This window comes from Pelosinus sp. sgz500959 (genome assembly GCF_042610375.1).
Lineage (GTDB): Bacteria > Bacillota > Negativicutes > DSM-13327 > DSM-13327 > CTSoil-075.
Genome location: NZ_JBGJZL010000012.1, coordinates 1 through 15,647, shown reverse-complemented (window position 1 = coordinate 15,647; position 15,647 = coordinate 1). Strand labels below are relative to the sequence as shown.

Below are 15,647 nucleotides of genomic sequence, written 5' to 3'. Positions count from 1 at the left end.
AAAATTATTTAATGACGATTAACTCAGGGTGTTGTTGTATTTCTTCTTCTAACTCATCTATAAATGGACTTACACTAACGCGGAAACCACCACGAGCATCCACAACATCCATCCCTTGACGAATTTCTTTTAAGGATACCAAATGCGTTAGAAGTTGTTTAGCTGATACTTTACCACTACGAATCATTTCCAATGCTAGTGCATTATGGCGCGGTGCTGAAGAAAATGCTCCATAAACAGCAATTTGTCGATAATGTACATGATTAGCATCAAACTCAATGGTCGGCTGACTTTTCGGCAAACCTGCAAACAAACAAACTTTCCCCATCTTACTAGCCATGGCAATCCCTAAATTTTGCGCTTCTGCAGTCCCTGCTGTAATGATGACTACATTAGCACCCAAACCATTTGTTAGATCCATCACCGCTTGCACACCATCTGTTGAACTCAAATCAATATAAGCATCATAACCAAATTTTTCAGCTTCTTGCAGGCGTCTTGCACTGCGATTAATCAAAAATACTTTTCCGGCACCACGAGCTCGAGCGACTTCAGCATGCATACAACCAATAGGTCCAGCACCAATTACAGCCACCGAATCACCTAATTTAATATCCATAACCTCTTGAGCATTTAACACGCAGGCCAAAGGTTCAGCTAAAGAAGCTTCCAAATAAGTGACTTCATCAGGAATACGATTGATATTTCCTGCACGAATCGCACCAGCTGGCACTAACACATATTCAGCAAAACCACCGTTATAATGATGAGCAATGGTTTTGCGAGTGTAGCACATATTTTGCCAACCAGATAGGCAGTAGGAACAACTTCCGCAACCGATAGCTGGAGCCACAATGACCCGTTCTCCTACTTTATAGTTTGTAACATCTGCTGCAGCTTCTACGATTTCTCCAGCAATTTCATGTCCTAAAACAATCGGTGTTTGGATTGCCGCATGTCCATGTCTAAAAGTTCTCAAATCTCCGCCACAAATAGCACAAGCCTTTACTTTAATCAGTACAGTACCTGGCTCTACTTGTGGTTTTTGGATATCCTCAATTGTCATTTCGCCAATACCTTTATAAATTGCTGCTTCCATTATTTTTCGCTCCTTTTATTTTATGAATTTATTCAAACTTGTCTTTTTCTCACAATCGTAAAAAAAATTCAAGTTTCATTGTCATCCTTATATTCGACGTCCAACTATTATTTTAATAGCTGGACGTCTGCTACAAATAAACGCTCTATTATACGATTTGTGACAACAGAAGAATGAACACTAAAGCACTTACAGAGAGGATGGTTTCCAAAACAGTCCATGTTTTTAATGTTTGTGGTACAGTCATACCGAAATATTCTTTAACGATCCAGAAACCTGCATCATTTACATGGGAAGCTACGAGAGATCCTGATCCAACAGCCAAAACTAAAAGTTCCTTAGAAACACCAGGTAGATTGGCTACGATCGGTGCTACGATACCAGCTGCAGCCATCATTGAGACAGTTGCCGATCCTGTAGCTACACGAATCATCGCCGCAATAGTCCAGCCCATAACAATAGGGTTCACATTCATCGCTGAAGCCATTTTAGCAATTTCAGTACCAACGCCACTTTCTAACAGCACCTTATTAAAAGCACCGCCAGCACCGATAACCATTAGAATACCAGCCATTGCTGGCAGAGATTGATCACAGAACTTTGAGATTTGCTCCATCTTGAAATTACGGGCGAAACCAAAGGTAACAAACGCAAACAAGAGTGCAATTAAGAGGGACATAAACGGACTACCAAGGAATTTCAAAAATGAATACAGATAGGTTGTCTTACTCATGGTTAAGTCAGCAACAGTTCCCAACATCATTAAAATAACTGGCATCATGATTGTAAGAACGGTAATGCCAAAACCTGGCATGTCTTCATCTCTACGACCAGCTTTAACTTGATCAATAAAGACTTCTGGTACTGGTAAGTTTGGCATTCTTTTTGAGATAAATGATGCAAACATCGGTCCGGAGAGACACGCTGTCGGCAAACCAACAATTAAACTATAAAAAATTGTTTTACCAATATCTGCATGAAAAATATCGACGGCAGCCATTGCTGCTGGATGAGGAGGTACTAAACCGTGTACTGTTGATAAACCAGCCACGAGCGGCAAACCAACTTTAAGTAAGGAAATCCCAGTTTCTTTAGCAATCGTAAATACGAGTGGAATCAAAAGTACTAAACCAACTTGGAAAAAAACTGGAATACCAACAATAAAGGCCACAATCATCATTGCCCAATGAACCTTTTTTTCTCCAAAAGCACTAATCAGTGTCTTTGCAACTCGCTCTGCGCCACCTGATTCTTCTAACATTTTGCCAAGCATAGTCCCTAGACCTAATACTAAAGCAATAAAACCAAGAGTATTCCCCATACCAGCTTGAATCGCATCAACGATTTTGGTAAATGGCATTCCTGCCGCAACACCCATAAATACAGATACAATCATAAGAGTCACAAAAGGATTCATTTTAAATTTGGTAATCATGATTAAAAGTAAAAGTACCGAGATTACAGCAATTCCTAATAACATAAATAGATATACCTCCTTTTTTTTACTGACCTATTACAAACTCCTCATCACTTTGGCAATCGTTTATTTTCTCCCACCCCCTTTGACTACTGCATTTTTTAATTTCTTTGACTAAATTACGCTATAATTGAAAAAGTAAAATATTTACCATTATTTCACTTTATGTGTTTTTATGTGTTACTAACACCACATTTTTTTAGATAAATTACAGTAAAAAACTAATTATTTTTTCATTTTGCAATTTATTTTCATTTTGCTTTCATTTTGCAATTTATTTTCATTTTTATTATATATTCTGTTTATTAAAAAATCAATAGTTAATTTACGATATTTTTAAATATTTTCACAATTTCGCATTTTCGTTAATCATCTCTGTGCCTGCATTTTTAGTAAGATATGAAGATTCACAGATCCTCACTTTGAAAATGCTAAGCTGCGACCATCGATTGTTTTAGGGAGGACATTCAACATCTTGGAAAGTGAGAAGTTTTTTCAATATAAATTTTTCTTACAGAGAAAATTGTTTAACCTTGTTTATATGCATGATGCTTTGTTATACTAGTATTAATAATATCTAGGTTATAAGGGGGTTCGCATGACGACACGAGAAAATAAACAGAATGCCTGTTTAGTATTAATACATAATATGCTTCACACCTTAACTAAAACAGAAATCAAAGTGGCTGAGTATATCATATCTAATCCTGCTGAGGTCATGCATATGACCATTACCGAACTAGCTGAAACGACCGGTAGTGCTGAAGCTACGATTTCCCGTCTCTGTAAGAAGCTTAGTTTTGCAGGCTTCCAAAGCCTTAAAATCGCCTTGGCTAGCGACTTATACGAGCCGATGGAATCTGTATATAACGAAGTTAATCCTGATGATACCACCAATATCGCTGCCGGTAAAATTTTCCACAACATAAATGAAGCTCTGCAGGATACACTAAAAATATTGAATCCTGAATCTTTAGACCGCGCCGTCACCGCAATTCTCTCAGCGCGTCGTATTGAAGTCTACGGAACAGGTGGCTCAGCTCCTATAGCCCTAGATGTGGAACACCGTTTTTCCCGTTTTGGCACCCCAATCAGAGCTCATGCCGATCAGGACATGCAGGTCATTTCGGCATCACTATTGCATCCTGGTGATGTGGTCATAGCGATTTCTCATTCTGGCTCCAATCAAAGTATTTTAGAATCTGTTAAGATTGCTAAAGACAATGGTGCTACTGTAATTGCTATTACAAGCTACTTAAGATCGCCTCTTAGCCAGATTGCACATATTATATTAAATGGAATGGCCAAAGAAGTTAACCATCGGTCTGAAGCCATGTCCTCACGTTTAATTCATTTGGCCCTTATTGACGTTCTGTATGTAGGTGCCATGTTAAGGCAACCTGACCGCATCATATCCAACATGCAAAAAATCCGTGAAAATATTGCTAAAAGACGCTTTTAAACCCCAAACCCCTTAGGATAGTGCTGGCTTCATATCTTCACTATCCTAAGGGGTTCGTTCTTATTTATGATAACCTCCTATTTTTTACGGTATATGTGTTTTTTTTCACTTAATAACGTTTTCTGCAATTTTGTTCCTTTTTAATAACGATTATGAAACTTTTTTTCAAAAATATTATTCTATATTGTACCATTGCCTGTACGTCTCTTTAATATCCTTATTTAATTGAATATTGTTTTTTCGCAATTATCAATTTATAATGAATACTGAAATTAATTTTAATTAAAACACTTTAATATCAAAAACTTTCAGCATTCTTACTTGAAAAAGAGAAAATATTATACTTTCTGATTCCGATAAAAAAATCCTAAATAAATGCTAACAATCTAGCACTTATTTAGGATTAGATAGATCAGTTTTTAAATATCATTAGATTTTCATTTTTTGAAAGATTGAATCCGCTTTAATGATAGCCTTTTCTATCTTTTTAATTAATTTTTCTTCATTTTCCCGATCTAAACCGACGCGTTTTAAATCTACGCCTCTTGCAATCGCTGTAATTTTTTCGGGCAGATTATTACTGATTCCAAGCTGCTTAAGACTGACAGGAAGATCTAATTTATTAATCTGTGCCACAAGTTTTTCTACTTCTTCATCTGACTTATCTTCCAAAATCAGCTGGACAATCAGCCCAAATATCACCCTTTCACCATGAAGGCTATCACTTGCTTCCTGGATTTTTGTAAGGCTATGATCAATGGAATGAGCATGTACAAAATTTAAAACAAGTTTTCCATCCTTTGCACTCCCCACCAATCCGGCTAAGAAAATGATGACATCGATCATTTCTTTAACAGCTTTAGTAACATTTTTACTAGCCGCTTCTTCTATTGCTACCAGTCCATACTCATCAATCACATCCAGAATAAGCTGTGCCGATTGTAAAGAGGAGCGTAATGCAATATCTTCTGGTGTTTCTGCTAACTTTGGTGCATATTCATACCACTTTGCAATCGAGTCACCAATACCAGCTTTTAAATATTTAATCGGTGCATTGGCGATAATATCAGTATCTGCCAGTACAAGAACAGGACAATATTTCTGATGCAGAGCACCCTTAGCCGACCCATCTTCGTTGTAGACGGTAGATAAGGCTGACCATGCAGCACAAGTACTTGCAATGGTTGGTATTGTCACGACCTTAAGATCTAGGTTATCCCCTACGGCTTTTGCAAGGTCAAGGGCTTTTCCGCCACCGACCCCGATAATAACATCAGCCTTAACCTCTCGTCCATAATCTGCATATTCTTGAATTTCTTCCATTGTGACAAATCCCGTAAATTCTTTGACTAGAAAATTAACATGATAACTTTCTAAGCTTTTGAAGAGTTGCTCACCAACTACTGATAAAGCAGTTTTTCCACCTATAATCAGGGCATTATTACCATATGGGGTAATATGCAAACCTGCTGTTTTTATGATTCCCACTTCATTGAAGTAAGCATCAGGCGTCTTGATTAAAATCATTTTCTACACTCACCTTTGACATAGTTTAATTGTTTTCAATAGATTAATAAATCAATCACTGTATTCAACAATATACTTCTATTTCTCTTTTAATCGCTATTTTCCTTTTAATATCACTTATATTAATTTTTTATCGCTATTTTTTCTACTGTCTACCTGACAAGAAACATATTATTTACTAAAGATTGAGACCATTATCTAAAAATCTATATAGTTTTACTCATCACCTTACGTATTGTCCCACAAATGAAAAAAACCTTCCAATAAAAAAATCTGTTGAAAGTCTTACAGGGAACTCACCAGCAAAACGTACGCTAAGAAATTTCAAATGAGAAAAAGACATTATTCCTATACGTTAAGGAATAATGTCTTTTTTAATAAAGGGTGTGGGATCTTGTTGCTTAAATCAGTATAATGAACTGACTGTGGAAAGAACCACTTTTACTATATCATATAGGGGTACGGCAACGATTCGTGTAAAAAAAGAATAATATAAATTAACAACAACCATTTATTATACTCATTGCATATAGTTATTCTTTATATATTACGTTGCTAAACATAAATATCTTAATCACTTTTTTTGGTTTTAATATACTGTTTATATTCATTACCCCATTGAAAAATTTCTTCTAAAACAGGCAAAAATTTCATTCCAATTTCGGTCAATGAATATTCTACCTTTGGTGGAACTTCTGCATATACTTTCCTATTTATCAGCTGATAACTTTCTAAATTACGAAGTTCTTTTGTTAAAGTGGATTCTGTTACGTCTGGTGTCATGCGATTTAATTCTCCAAAGCGAAGAGTTCCTAAACTTAAATGATATAGTATTAAAAGAGTCCATTTTCCTCCAATCATTTTCTGCACTGTTGACATGGGACAATTTTCACGGTGATCTTTATCATCATTCATTTTTTCACTCCATACTATCATAAAAGATAGTATCCATTAAATATTACAGTACTTGATATAATTATTATAACCTTGTAAAATGTGCATGTAAATAAAATCTTAATAAAAACACATAATCTTGCTCTTTCAAACAACATAATTAAAGCGAGGTAAAAAATGTAAAAAATGTAAAAACGAGTTAATTTATTAGTAGTAATATTCAAATGTAATTTTTCGCAGAAAGGTGATAATCATGATTAACTCAACAGATTTTTTTAAGGTGCAAAAACTGGATGATGATTTATATGTCATTACTGAAGCTGGATTTGTGCATTTTTATCTTATACTAGGGCAGAAGAAAGCGGTCTTAATTGACGCTGGTTGTGGTTTCGAGGACATAAGGCCTATCATCAGAAGTATAACAGATCTACCGGTGATGCTGATATTGACCCATGGCGATCCTGACCACAGCTACGGAAGCCAATATTTTGGAGATGTATGGCTGTACCAGCCGGACTACGGTCAGATTATGGGTTTTGACACAAAGCATGAAAGGCAGTTCATGGCTGGATTGGGAGTAAATTTTCTGAAAGAAAATAACCCTAAAGCCATTGAACGTTTCGATAGCAACGCATTCGCTGAAAAGAGCCTGCTCCGAGTCCTGACGCCGCATTTTTTAAAGGATGGAGAATTGTTTGACTTGGGCGGAAAGACTTTGGAGGTAATATTTACGCCGGGGCATTCTTATGGGCATATCATGCTGCTGGATAGGGTAAAAAAGAGACTTTTTTCAGGAGATATGATTTGTGATTTCCCCATCATTTTCTTTTTCGAATCAGATAGAAACGGCCCGTTTTCTATGGCACTAGACAGCTGGAAAAAGATAAAACAATTAGAAAAGGATATCAATGATATTTATAGTGGACATGGACAGATCCCAATTACAATGGACTACGTTGACGCATACATCGAATGTTTCTCGGGAGAAATTCAGCAGAATTATTTAAAGGATAAACCGTTTTCTACACCTTTAGGGCGCGGGTACCAGCATATCTATAAAACCGTCAATATCCAATACTCCGATAAGAGACTAGAGGAATTTTTAGGACATAAAGTGGAACGGGTTGATCTGTAGTCAAACAGGAGATCTCTAAACTGCACCAATGAGAGTATAAACTCATTCGCAAGCGTCTTCACGGAAGAAAAAAATAAGTTTGAAACATCTTCCTTGCTGGCAGGAATAGGAATAAAACTATTTGAGTCGGAAAGGAAGATTTTCATGTTGCGCTTATACTGCTCCGTTGGCCACTATAAGCTAGGCTGCTTGATGGAAACTTATTTAGAAACGCAAATCTATGTACCGACGAGTAATTACGCATTTTCAGAGTCTACTTCACCAGGGCAAGGTCAGAGTTGGGTTATGATGACCAAGCTTCCTGAAGCGCAATCCCATACCCAGAGTGACAGCAAGAATCCGGCCGGCTGGAGAAATTATATCGAATCGAGGGCGTTTCCAGCGGCGATCACTGGCTTTTTCCTGGCATTTGTCTACGGCGGAATCCTTGCTTTCATTTCGACTTATGCCAAAAGTTTGGGAATTCTGGCTAGAGCCATCTTTTTAGGAAAAAAAGGCGAGCTACGGGAAGGTGCTTTGCAAGATCAACTACAAAGAGCCAGTATATTAAATATCATCATCAATTTTATCTAACTCTTTATTCAGCAAGCCACTCGCCCATTCTCTTAGATTCTGCCACCACTTCGGTTTGCGTGTAGAAATCTTCTGGCTTACGTGTTCCTCCAGCAACAAGGATTTTATAAGCGCCAAAACCAAGGAACGAAAGATTCTTACCCATATGTTCAAAATAGTGGTGGAACATGGACGTATCCGGCCTTCCCTGTGTTACCGCCAGCAGAATCTTCTTTTCAGGAGCTAAGTAACTGGAATAGTCGGGTTTCAAAAAAGGATATAAACGATCAATCACCTGTTTCAATTGTGCCGTCATCTGCCACATGTAGACTGGTGTTGCAAAGACGATACCACTGGCAGTATCAATCTCATCGTACAATTCTTGCATATCGTCCTGCAAGATGCAGCGATGTTCTTCTCCTTTACAGGCATAACAACTCTGGCAGCCTTTAATATTCATACCATTGAGGTAATAGGATTTAATCTCAGCCCCCCTCTCAGCTGCCGCCTCGCTGACTACTTCTGCCAGTGCAGAAGTAGTGCCTTGCTTACGAGGACTGCCATTAAGAATAACGATTTTTTTCATAATTATACCCCCACCTTTAAATAATATCTTAGCCAATCTTTTTGGCAGGACATTTTGTATGGTCAACAAACCATAAGCACTTCCTGGAAGAACCGCCACAGTTGCGGCATTGCTGAATCGGCTCATCTGCAAGAACCTTATTTGCCCAGTTTTCATCAGCATATATTCCCCTGCCGATTGCTGCAAAGTCTACATATTCATTTTCTATCAAGAATTTTGCCTGCTCGCCAGTAAAAATTTCTGACACGGCAATGACAGGAATCTTTACATGCTTTTTAATCTCACTGCCATTGAATGCTATCGTACTGCATTGAAAATCAGCTGGAATAATATTGGCAGGTTCATTCATACCAAAAGAGACATGAAGAAGATCAACCCCAGCTTCTTCAAAGGCCTTGGCAACGTCTATTGCCCCTGTCACATCAGGAATATTGCCTCCCATACGAACACAAACAATGAATTCTTCGCCAACGACTTGGCGAACCTGAGGCATTATTTCCGTTAGAAAGCGTATGCGATTTTTTAAGGTTCCACCATAGTTATCAGTTCTCTTATTAAAAGTGGAATCTAGAAATCTACATAACGTATATCCATGAGCAAAGTGATATTCAATGCCATCAAATCCTGCTTGTTTTGCTCTGGTTGCAGCTGCAATACAGTCTTCCTGCATCGTATGTATCTCTTCTATCGTTAATTCATTAATATCTATATCCCCGCAAGAGAGCTGCATCATTATAGCAGAACCATATCTATGACAATTTTGAGCAATTTTTTCCAACGGTTTCATCTGTTCATCACTCCAAACACCAATTTGTTTGGTCGCACCCACAACAGAAGTTGCTTGTATAATGATCAAGCCGGTACCACCTTTTGCTCTTTTGGTATAGTGCTCAACATACTGCTCACCATACATACCTCCATTATCACCTGTAAAAGTAAAACAAAACATAGGCGGCATAACAATTCTATTTTTTATTTTCTTCCCTCTAATGATAAATTCATCGGATAATTTACTCATTGGATCATACCTCATTTCTTATATTTTCACACAATAGATATACCCTATACTACAATACTATTCCAATAAATAACAAGTACGCACTTAAATGTATGATAGTACCTATTTATATACCAACTGTCATAGATGAGAACGAGCCATAATCGAGCAGCCGAGGCATCCGCTCCGAAATGAAGAAAGATGGCTTCACATCTACCTAGTGAAGCCACCTTTCTATTTGAGTTCCTCAAAATTCTTTGAATCAAAGAGTTTATTTACGCGGTATCTAGGAATTAATTATACCCGGAATTTGCTGACTGCACGTTGTAATTCTTGAGCCATTTGGGACAGAGCCTCACTCGAACTTGCAATCTCTTCCATTGATGCAGATTGTTCTTCAGTCGCTGCCGAGACTGTCTGGGTCTGACTTGCTATATTTTTGCCGATTGTATCAACTTCCCGTACCGAGGTCACAATTTGCTGGCTACCGCTGGCCATTTGCTGGATTGCTGCCGTAATGTCAGTCGCCTGATCCGACACTTGATTAATCAGCGTCACAATTTCTCCGAATGCTTGTCCTGCTGTATTTACAACTTCAGCTCCTAATTTGACTTCACGAGTGCCATCGCCCATAGCCATGACAGCCTTGTCTGTATCACTCTGAATCTCTCTAATCAGATTGGCAATTTGCTTAGCTGCATCATGGGATTGCTCTGCTAGTTTACGCACCTCATCTGCCACTACCGCAAAACCTCTGCCTTGCTCACCTGCACGAGCTGCTTCAATGGCCGCATTGAGCGCCAAGAGGTTAGTTTGCCCTGCAATACCAGATATGGTGTCTACAATTTGACCAATTTCCTTAGATTGTTCACCAAGTTTGCTTACCACTTTAGCGGAATTAGTCACTGTTTTTTCGATGTTCACCATTTGGTTGACGGCTATTTGAACCGCTTTACTGCCCTCTTTAGCCGCATTGGCTGTTTTATCAGATATACTCGCCATATTGGTGGTATTGGCAGCGACTTGCTGAATTCCTGTCGACATTTGTCCAATGACTGCAGAGGTTGCTCCCACAGCCTTTACCTGATTTTCGGCCCCTTGTGCCACTTCAGTAATTGAAGATGCTACCTGATTCGTTGCCTGTGCTGACTGCTCGGCACTGGCCGTTAATTCTTCTGAAGAAGCTGCCACTAGTTCAGCCGATTGGGATACCTGGCGTATGAGATTTCGCAAGTTGGTAGTCATTGTATTGAGGGCCATTCCTAACTGTCCAACTTCATCCAGAGATGTAATTTCTACTTGCTTAATCGCAAGATTACCATTGGCGACTTCTTGAATACGCCCAACCATTATGATTAGGGGATTAGTGATTCTGGCAGCTATAAACCATCCGAAAATGATTGCCAATATGGCAACGATGGCTGAAAGGATTGAGATCCAGCTGTACGCTGATTGGGCATCGCTTAGTGACTCTTTACCCAATTGTGCAGCCTCTTTATTATTGAATGTAATAAGCTCTGTGATGGTATCATTCGCTTTTGTCCAAATTGGATAAGCTTCGGCACTTCTCTTGTTAACCAGAGCAAGATCATTCGCCTTACCAGCTGCTATAATGCCTGGAAGTTTCTCCATATAAACGTCCCAGTCTTTAGAAAACTTCTCATAGATTTTACGTTCCTCTGGGCCACTAATCAGATCTTTCTCATAGATTTTACGATTCTTTTCTAAATCTTGAAGTAGTTGATTCAGTTCTGACTCAAGCTTAGCTTTTAGATTAACATCAGTTTCTACCGCAATAGCCGATGCTAAACGAGGTACATCAGACGTCGCACCATTCATCCACCCCATCATAGCTACACTTGGCAACCAGCTATCATTTATTTCTTTAGCGTTATCTCTCATACCTAATATTCGCAGAATGGCAAAACTACTTACTAGTGATGATAATATGACTACAACGAGAAAACTAACAACCAATTTTTTCTTAATACTTAAATTCTTAAAGTTCAACTACAACACGTCCTTCCGTTTTAGTTATGAACTAACTAGAATGAAATACCAGACACTTCTTTACTTCATCAAGTATGACATTTCCATAACACCCATGTTCTATAAATTCAATACTACATTTTTATGATTTTTTACAATTGTTGTTATATTTCGACAATTAAAATTTATCTCCTTCTTCTCCATCAAAAGAGTTCCCATGCAGTCCCTCAGTCTAACTCCTTAAAAATTGTCGTGGATTATTACTGCATTTGCATACTTTTCAATTATATCCATAGCCTGATTGATGTTAATTGGTTTAGTAATATAATCATCCATACCGACTTCCAAGCATTTCTCTCTATCCCCCTTTAGAGCATAAGCAGTCATCGCTATAATCGGTGTATGATCATTCATATATTTTTCTTTTGATCTAATGCTGACAGTTGCTGAATATCCATCTACATAAGGCATATTGATATCCATCAAGATGATATCAAATTTACTATTTTCAAAAGCATTAATGGCTTCAATTCCATTTTCTACCGCAATCACTTCGAACCCTCTTTGCTTTAACATGATCGTTACGATATCCCTACTTATTACATCATCTTCAGCAAGTAATATTTTTTTAGTTTTTTCGTTATTGCATCGAATGGAACCCTGTACAGTAATATCCTCTATAAGATCTTTCACTTTCTCTTCTGGAAGTTCAAATACAGCCGTAAAGAAGAAACTACTACCTAAATTTTCTTTACTTTCTACTCCAATCTCTCCATCCATGATTTCAATGATTTTTTTTGAAATAGCAAGTCCAAGTCCTGTTCCGCCAAATTTTTTGGTTGTCGAGCCATCGACCTGACTAAATCGTTTAAATAATTTGTCAAGTTTATCTTCAGGAATTCCAATCCCTGTATCCGTTACAATAAACTTTATTTTCACTTGCTTGTCATTTTGTTCCTCAACCTCTACATTGATAAGGACTTCACCTTGATATGTAAATTTAATTCCATTTCCAACTAAATTAGAGAGTATTTGACGCAATCTGACAGAATCACCGATAATATGATTTGGTACTTCCCTCTCAATCTTCAATGCAAGATTGAGTCCTTTTTTTCTTGCACCTATGTCAAATAAATCAATCACTTCGTTCATCGTCTTTTGAAGGTCAAAGGACTTCTTCTCCAATTCAATTTTACCAGCTTCAACTTTTGAATAATCCAATATATCGTTTAATACTCGCAGTAGTGAAATTGTGGATGACTTTACAATCGTTAAGTATTCTCTTTGGTCTTCTTTTAAATCTGTCATTAGAGTTAAATCTGTCATTCCAATAATTCCGTTCATTGGCGTACGTATTTCATGAGACATATTCGCAAGAAATTGGCTTTTTGCAAGATTTGCACTTTCAGCTCTTTCTAACGCTAACTTCATCTCTTGCTCTGCTTTTTTACGTCCGGCAATATCAATTCCAATCCCCGCAAAATAGATTTTCCCGTCTACTTCTAGAGGAACTGCTGTTAAGTAGGCAACCATTTTTGTACCATCTTTTCTTCGTAGGTCAGCCTCGGCCTCTGCAAATCCTTCCTTGAGGGCTTTTTGTACCATCTTATTAATATACTCTGTGGTTTCTTCGTCTCCCTTGTACCAAGCAAGGAAATCCATACCTAATAATTGATTTGCGCAATACCCTGTCATCTCTTCATGTCGCTTGTTCCATCGCACTAGCTTGCCTTGGTCATCATATAAATAAAGTATTCCAGGGACACTATTAAATAAAGCATCCGTCAATAATTTTTCAAGAGACAATGCTTCTTGCATCTCTCGTAATTTTTCAAACTGAGCTTTAAGTTCTTCTTCCATCGCTTTGCGCTCCGTGACATCACGTACGATAGATACAGACCCGATAATATTACCTTCACCATCTCGAACAGGGTTAGCAGTAATCTCTCTACTACGCCATTCTCCAGTTGTTGGAATTAAGACTAGTTGCTGCTCGTTGAGGATGACCTCTCCTTTCAGTGCCCTTAGCGGAGGCGCATCTTCCACCAGACGAGGACTCCCATCAGGGCATCGCACTTCCAAGTTAGAAAGCCTCTGCTCAATAGTCATCTCAGCCGAGTCGAGATGGAATCCCTGGTGAGCTGCTTGATTGGCAAAAATGAATGTCTTGTTTATATCAGCAAACCAAACCTCATCGCTCATACTATTGATTAGGGCTGATAATTGATCTTTCTCATGCTGGACAGCTGCCGCTAGCCTCCTGGTTTTTTCGTGTTTACTAATAAGCAGGCTGCAAAAAAATAGAATAAATAAACAGACTAGGGAAACTCCGAAAATATAATTTTTTTTGCGTTCTTCATAAGCAGCCATAGCTACTTGAGTCGATTTACCCACCGCGACTATTAACGGATACTCGGGTATAATGCGATAACTTGTTACACGGGTAACTTTATCCAAAATATTCGTCGACAAAAACGAGGCTTCTAAGTGACCATTTTGAACATTCTCCCAAAATTTGCTACCTCTATTATCTTGACCTGTCTCCAAATTGTCGCCAACACGACGGGCCCGATTGAAACCATCCTTGCCAATCAGGGATATCAATTGATTTTGGCCAAGGTCTATCTTCTTATAAAACTCAAGAAAATAGTTCGCTTTTAAACCTAGGAAGACAATGCCACCAAACGATCCATCTGGCTTATTGATACGACGAGTCATGGGAATAATGTTCTGTCCGGAACTGAGACCAATAACCGGCCTGCCGATAACTAAATCCTGGCTGTCAGTGACACGATGTATCTGAAAGTATTCTCGATCCGAGCGGTTCGCCCCAAGAACGTTCTGAATAAAGGATACAACGATGACACCCTGTTCATTGTAGATTGCCACGAGATTTCGGCTTGGATCTTCCATCAAATTTTCCGCATAAGTGGAAAATAATGGACTAGAAATACCATCTCGTTCATAGGCCTTTTGCAGATTAATCATATCCTTATCAGCCTCTGTGACAACCCGTCGCACATGTTCTTCAAAGGCTTTAGTTAAATTCATTGTTTCCTGTGACGTTTCTGCAAGCGTTCTATCATAATCATATTTAATTTCATTATATGCATGCAACCACAATCCACCAATCAGCAAGACGCCTAGTAAAATAATGAGGCACGAATAGTTGGATAGCCAATGTTGCTTGTTTTTTTGGGTCAGTTTAGAAAGTGTGAACATATTCAGAGAGCGCCTCCTTTTCTGATGACAATCTTTATGTACGTCTCAATTAAATTTGGGTGGAATTTTTTCATAAAATTTAAAATCACTCTATCTTTCAACAGACTATATCCAGAATCATACTGAGTTGTCATTATTCGATATATAAATTTCTTATTCAACTTTTCTCGACTAAATCCTTGTGAATTATTACCTTTTTTGTAAAAATAAAATAATCATTTCACTATAAATCATTTCACCACTTTAGCCGTATTGCCTTTATGCAACTCTCTGTTACTTTAGAATCTGCTAGCCTAGTTGTCGCAGTAAAAAAAGAAGAATCCAGTTCAGATGTTGTTAACTGGCTCTTCTCTTGATGTTTAGTTTATTATACAATTTCCAGTTGATGATGCCCTTAGTGCCAATGACTCAAACAGTCTGTTTAGTCCGCAAGCTCGTCTTAACGGCGTTTCAATTCTTCATAGATTATCTCAAACCCCTTGTTAATCGCAGCTTTATTGGTGCGCGCAATACTCGAGGACGATAGGGATGGCAGGCTGTGCGAAAACGCTAGAACGCTATTGACCACCGTAGTGGACGATAGAGTGGACGATAGGGACGGTCTGTAGTGCATCTAAAATAGTGGACACTGTCCCCACCCAAAATGTCTTTAAATTTTAGGGGAGTTGCTGTCTAAAAGTGATTGGAGATAAATCACGTAACCTTTT

11 protein-coding genes are annotated in these 15,647 nt (G+C 38.2%); 3 read left to right on the top strand and 8 right to left on the bottom strand.

The genetic code is table 11. The annotated features are described in order from the left end of the window. Positions 1 to 4 precede the first annotated feature (4 nt). Positions 5 to 1,099, bottom strand: coding sequence for a zinc-dependent dehydrogenase (locus ACAN52_RS17130; RefSeq protein WP_378956162.1), 1,095 nt, complete (start codon positions 1,097 to 1,099; stop codon positions 5 to 7). A gap of 148 nt (positions 1,100 to 1,247) precedes the next feature. Beyond that, positions 1,248 to 2,579 (bottom strand): GntP family permease, encoded by a 1,332-nt coding sequence (locus tag ACAN52_RS17125; protein ID WP_378956161.1) that lies wholly within the window; start codon positions 2,577 to 2,579, stop codon positions 1,248 to 1,250. 595 nt (positions 2,580 to 3,174) lie between these two features. On the opposite strand from ACAN52_RS17125, the gene ACAN52_RS17120 reads away from it, so the two are divergent. Next, positions 3,175 to 4,038, top strand: coding sequence for a MurR/RpiR family transcriptional regulator (locus ACAN52_RS17120; RefSeq protein WP_378956160.1), 864 nt, complete (start codon positions 3,175 to 3,177; stop codon positions 4,036 to 4,038). A 429-nt stretch (positions 4,039 to 4,467) separates the two neighbouring features. On the opposite strand, the gene ACAN52_RS17115 is transcribed toward ACAN52_RS17120, so the two are convergent. Together ACAN52_RS17115 and ACAN52_RS17110 are read right to left on the bottom strand one after the other, a co-directional pair. Beyond that, entirely contained in the window at positions 4,468 to 5,565 is a 1,098-nt protein-coding gene (locus ACAN52_RS17115; protein ID WP_378956159.1) for an iron-containing alcohol dehydrogenase family protein, read from the bottom strand. Between the two features lie 570 nt (positions 5,566 to 6,135). Next, a complete protein-coding gene (locus ACAN52_RS17110; RefSeq protein ID WP_378956158.1) occupies positions 6,136 to 6,480 on the bottom strand; it encodes a winged helix-turn-helix transcriptional regulator in 345 nt (114 codons plus the stop codon). Between the two features lie 232 nt (positions 6,481 to 6,712). Here ACAN52_RS17110 and ACAN52_RS17105 point away from each other — a divergent pair, with 232 nt between their 5' ends. After that, positions 6,713 to 7,594 carry an MBL fold metallo-hydrolase gene (locus tag ACAN52_RS17105; protein ID WP_378956157.1) on the top strand — a complete coding sequence of 294 codons (882 nt, stop codon included), beginning with the start codon at positions 6,713 to 6,715 and terminating at the stop codon, positions 7,592 to 7,594. Between the two features lie 147 nt (positions 7,595 to 7,741). After that, positions 7,742 to 8,167: a hypothetical protein gene (locus ACAN52_RS17100; protein WP_378956258.1), complete on the top strand. Its 426-nt coding sequence runs from the start codon at positions 7,742 to 7,744 to the stop codon at positions 8,165 to 8,167. A 4-nt stretch (positions 8,168 to 8,171) separates the two neighbouring features. Here ACAN52_RS17100 and ACAN52_RS17095 read toward each other — a convergent pair whose 3' ends face one another. From ACAN52_RS17095 to ACAN52_RS17080, 4 genes are all read right to left on the bottom strand, one after another. Further along, the gene (locus ACAN52_RS17095; protein ID WP_378956156.1) at positions 8,172 to 8,732 is read right to left on the bottom strand and encodes a flavodoxin family protein; all 561 of its coding nucleotides are present in this window, start codon (positions 8,730 to 8,732) and stop codon (positions 8,172 to 8,174) included. A gap of 28 nt (positions 8,733 to 8,760) precedes the next feature. After that, positions 8,761 to 9,750 carry an NADH:flavin oxidoreductase gene (locus tag ACAN52_RS17090; protein ID WP_378956155.1) on the bottom strand — a complete coding sequence of 330 codons (990 nt, stop codon included), beginning with the start codon at positions 9,748 to 9,750 and terminating at the stop codon, positions 8,761 to 8,763. A gap of 276 nt (positions 9,751 to 10,026) precedes the next feature. Then, positions 10,027 to 11,739: a methyl-accepting chemotaxis protein gene (locus ACAN52_RS17085; RefSeq protein ID WP_378956154.1), complete on the bottom strand. Its 1,713-nt coding sequence runs from the start codon at positions 11,737 to 11,739 to the stop codon at positions 10,027 to 10,029. Between the two features lie 219 nt (positions 11,740 to 11,958). Then, a complete protein-coding gene (locus tag ACAN52_RS17080) occupies positions 11,959 to 14,940 on the bottom strand; it encodes an ATP-binding protein (protein ID WP_378956153.1) in 2,982 nt (993 codons plus the stop codon). Positions 14,941 to 15,647: the final 707 nt, after the last annotated feature.

Coding starts and splice junctions, on each gene's coding strand:
- ACAN52_RS17120 (WP_378956160.1), top strand. CDS start 3,175: ATGACGACACGAGAAAATAAACAGAATGCCTGTTTAGTATTAATACAT.
- ACAN52_RS17090 (WP_378956155.1), bottom strand. CDS start 9,750: ATGAGTAAATTATCCGATGAATTTATCATTAGAGGGAAGAAAATAAAA.
- ACAN52_RS17115 (WP_378956159.1), bottom strand. CDS start 5,565: ATGATTTTAATCAAGACGCCTGATGCTTACTTCAATGAAGTGGGAATC.
- ACAN52_RS17080 (WP_378956153.1), bottom strand. CDS start 14,940: ATGTTCACACTTTCTAAACTGACCCAAAAAAACAAGCAACATTGGCTA.
- ACAN52_RS17125 (WP_378956161.1), bottom strand. CDS start 2,579: ATGTTATTAGGAATTGCTGTAATCTCGGTACTTTTACTTTTAATCATG.
- ACAN52_RS17110 (WP_378956158.1), bottom strand. CDS start 6,480: ATGAATGATGATAAAGATCACCGTGAAAATTGTCCCATGTCAACAGTG.
- ACAN52_RS17130 (WP_378956162.1), bottom strand. CDS start 1,099: ATGGAAGCAGCAATTTATAAAGGTATTGGCGAAATGACAATTGAGGAT.
- ACAN52_RS17095 (WP_378956156.1), bottom strand. CDS start 8,732: ATGAAAAAAATCGTTATTCTTAATGGCAGTCCTCGTAAGCAAGGCACT.
- ACAN52_RS17105 (WP_378956157.1), top strand. CDS start 6,713: ATGATTAACTCAACAGATTTTTTTAAGGTGCAAAAACTGGATGATGAT.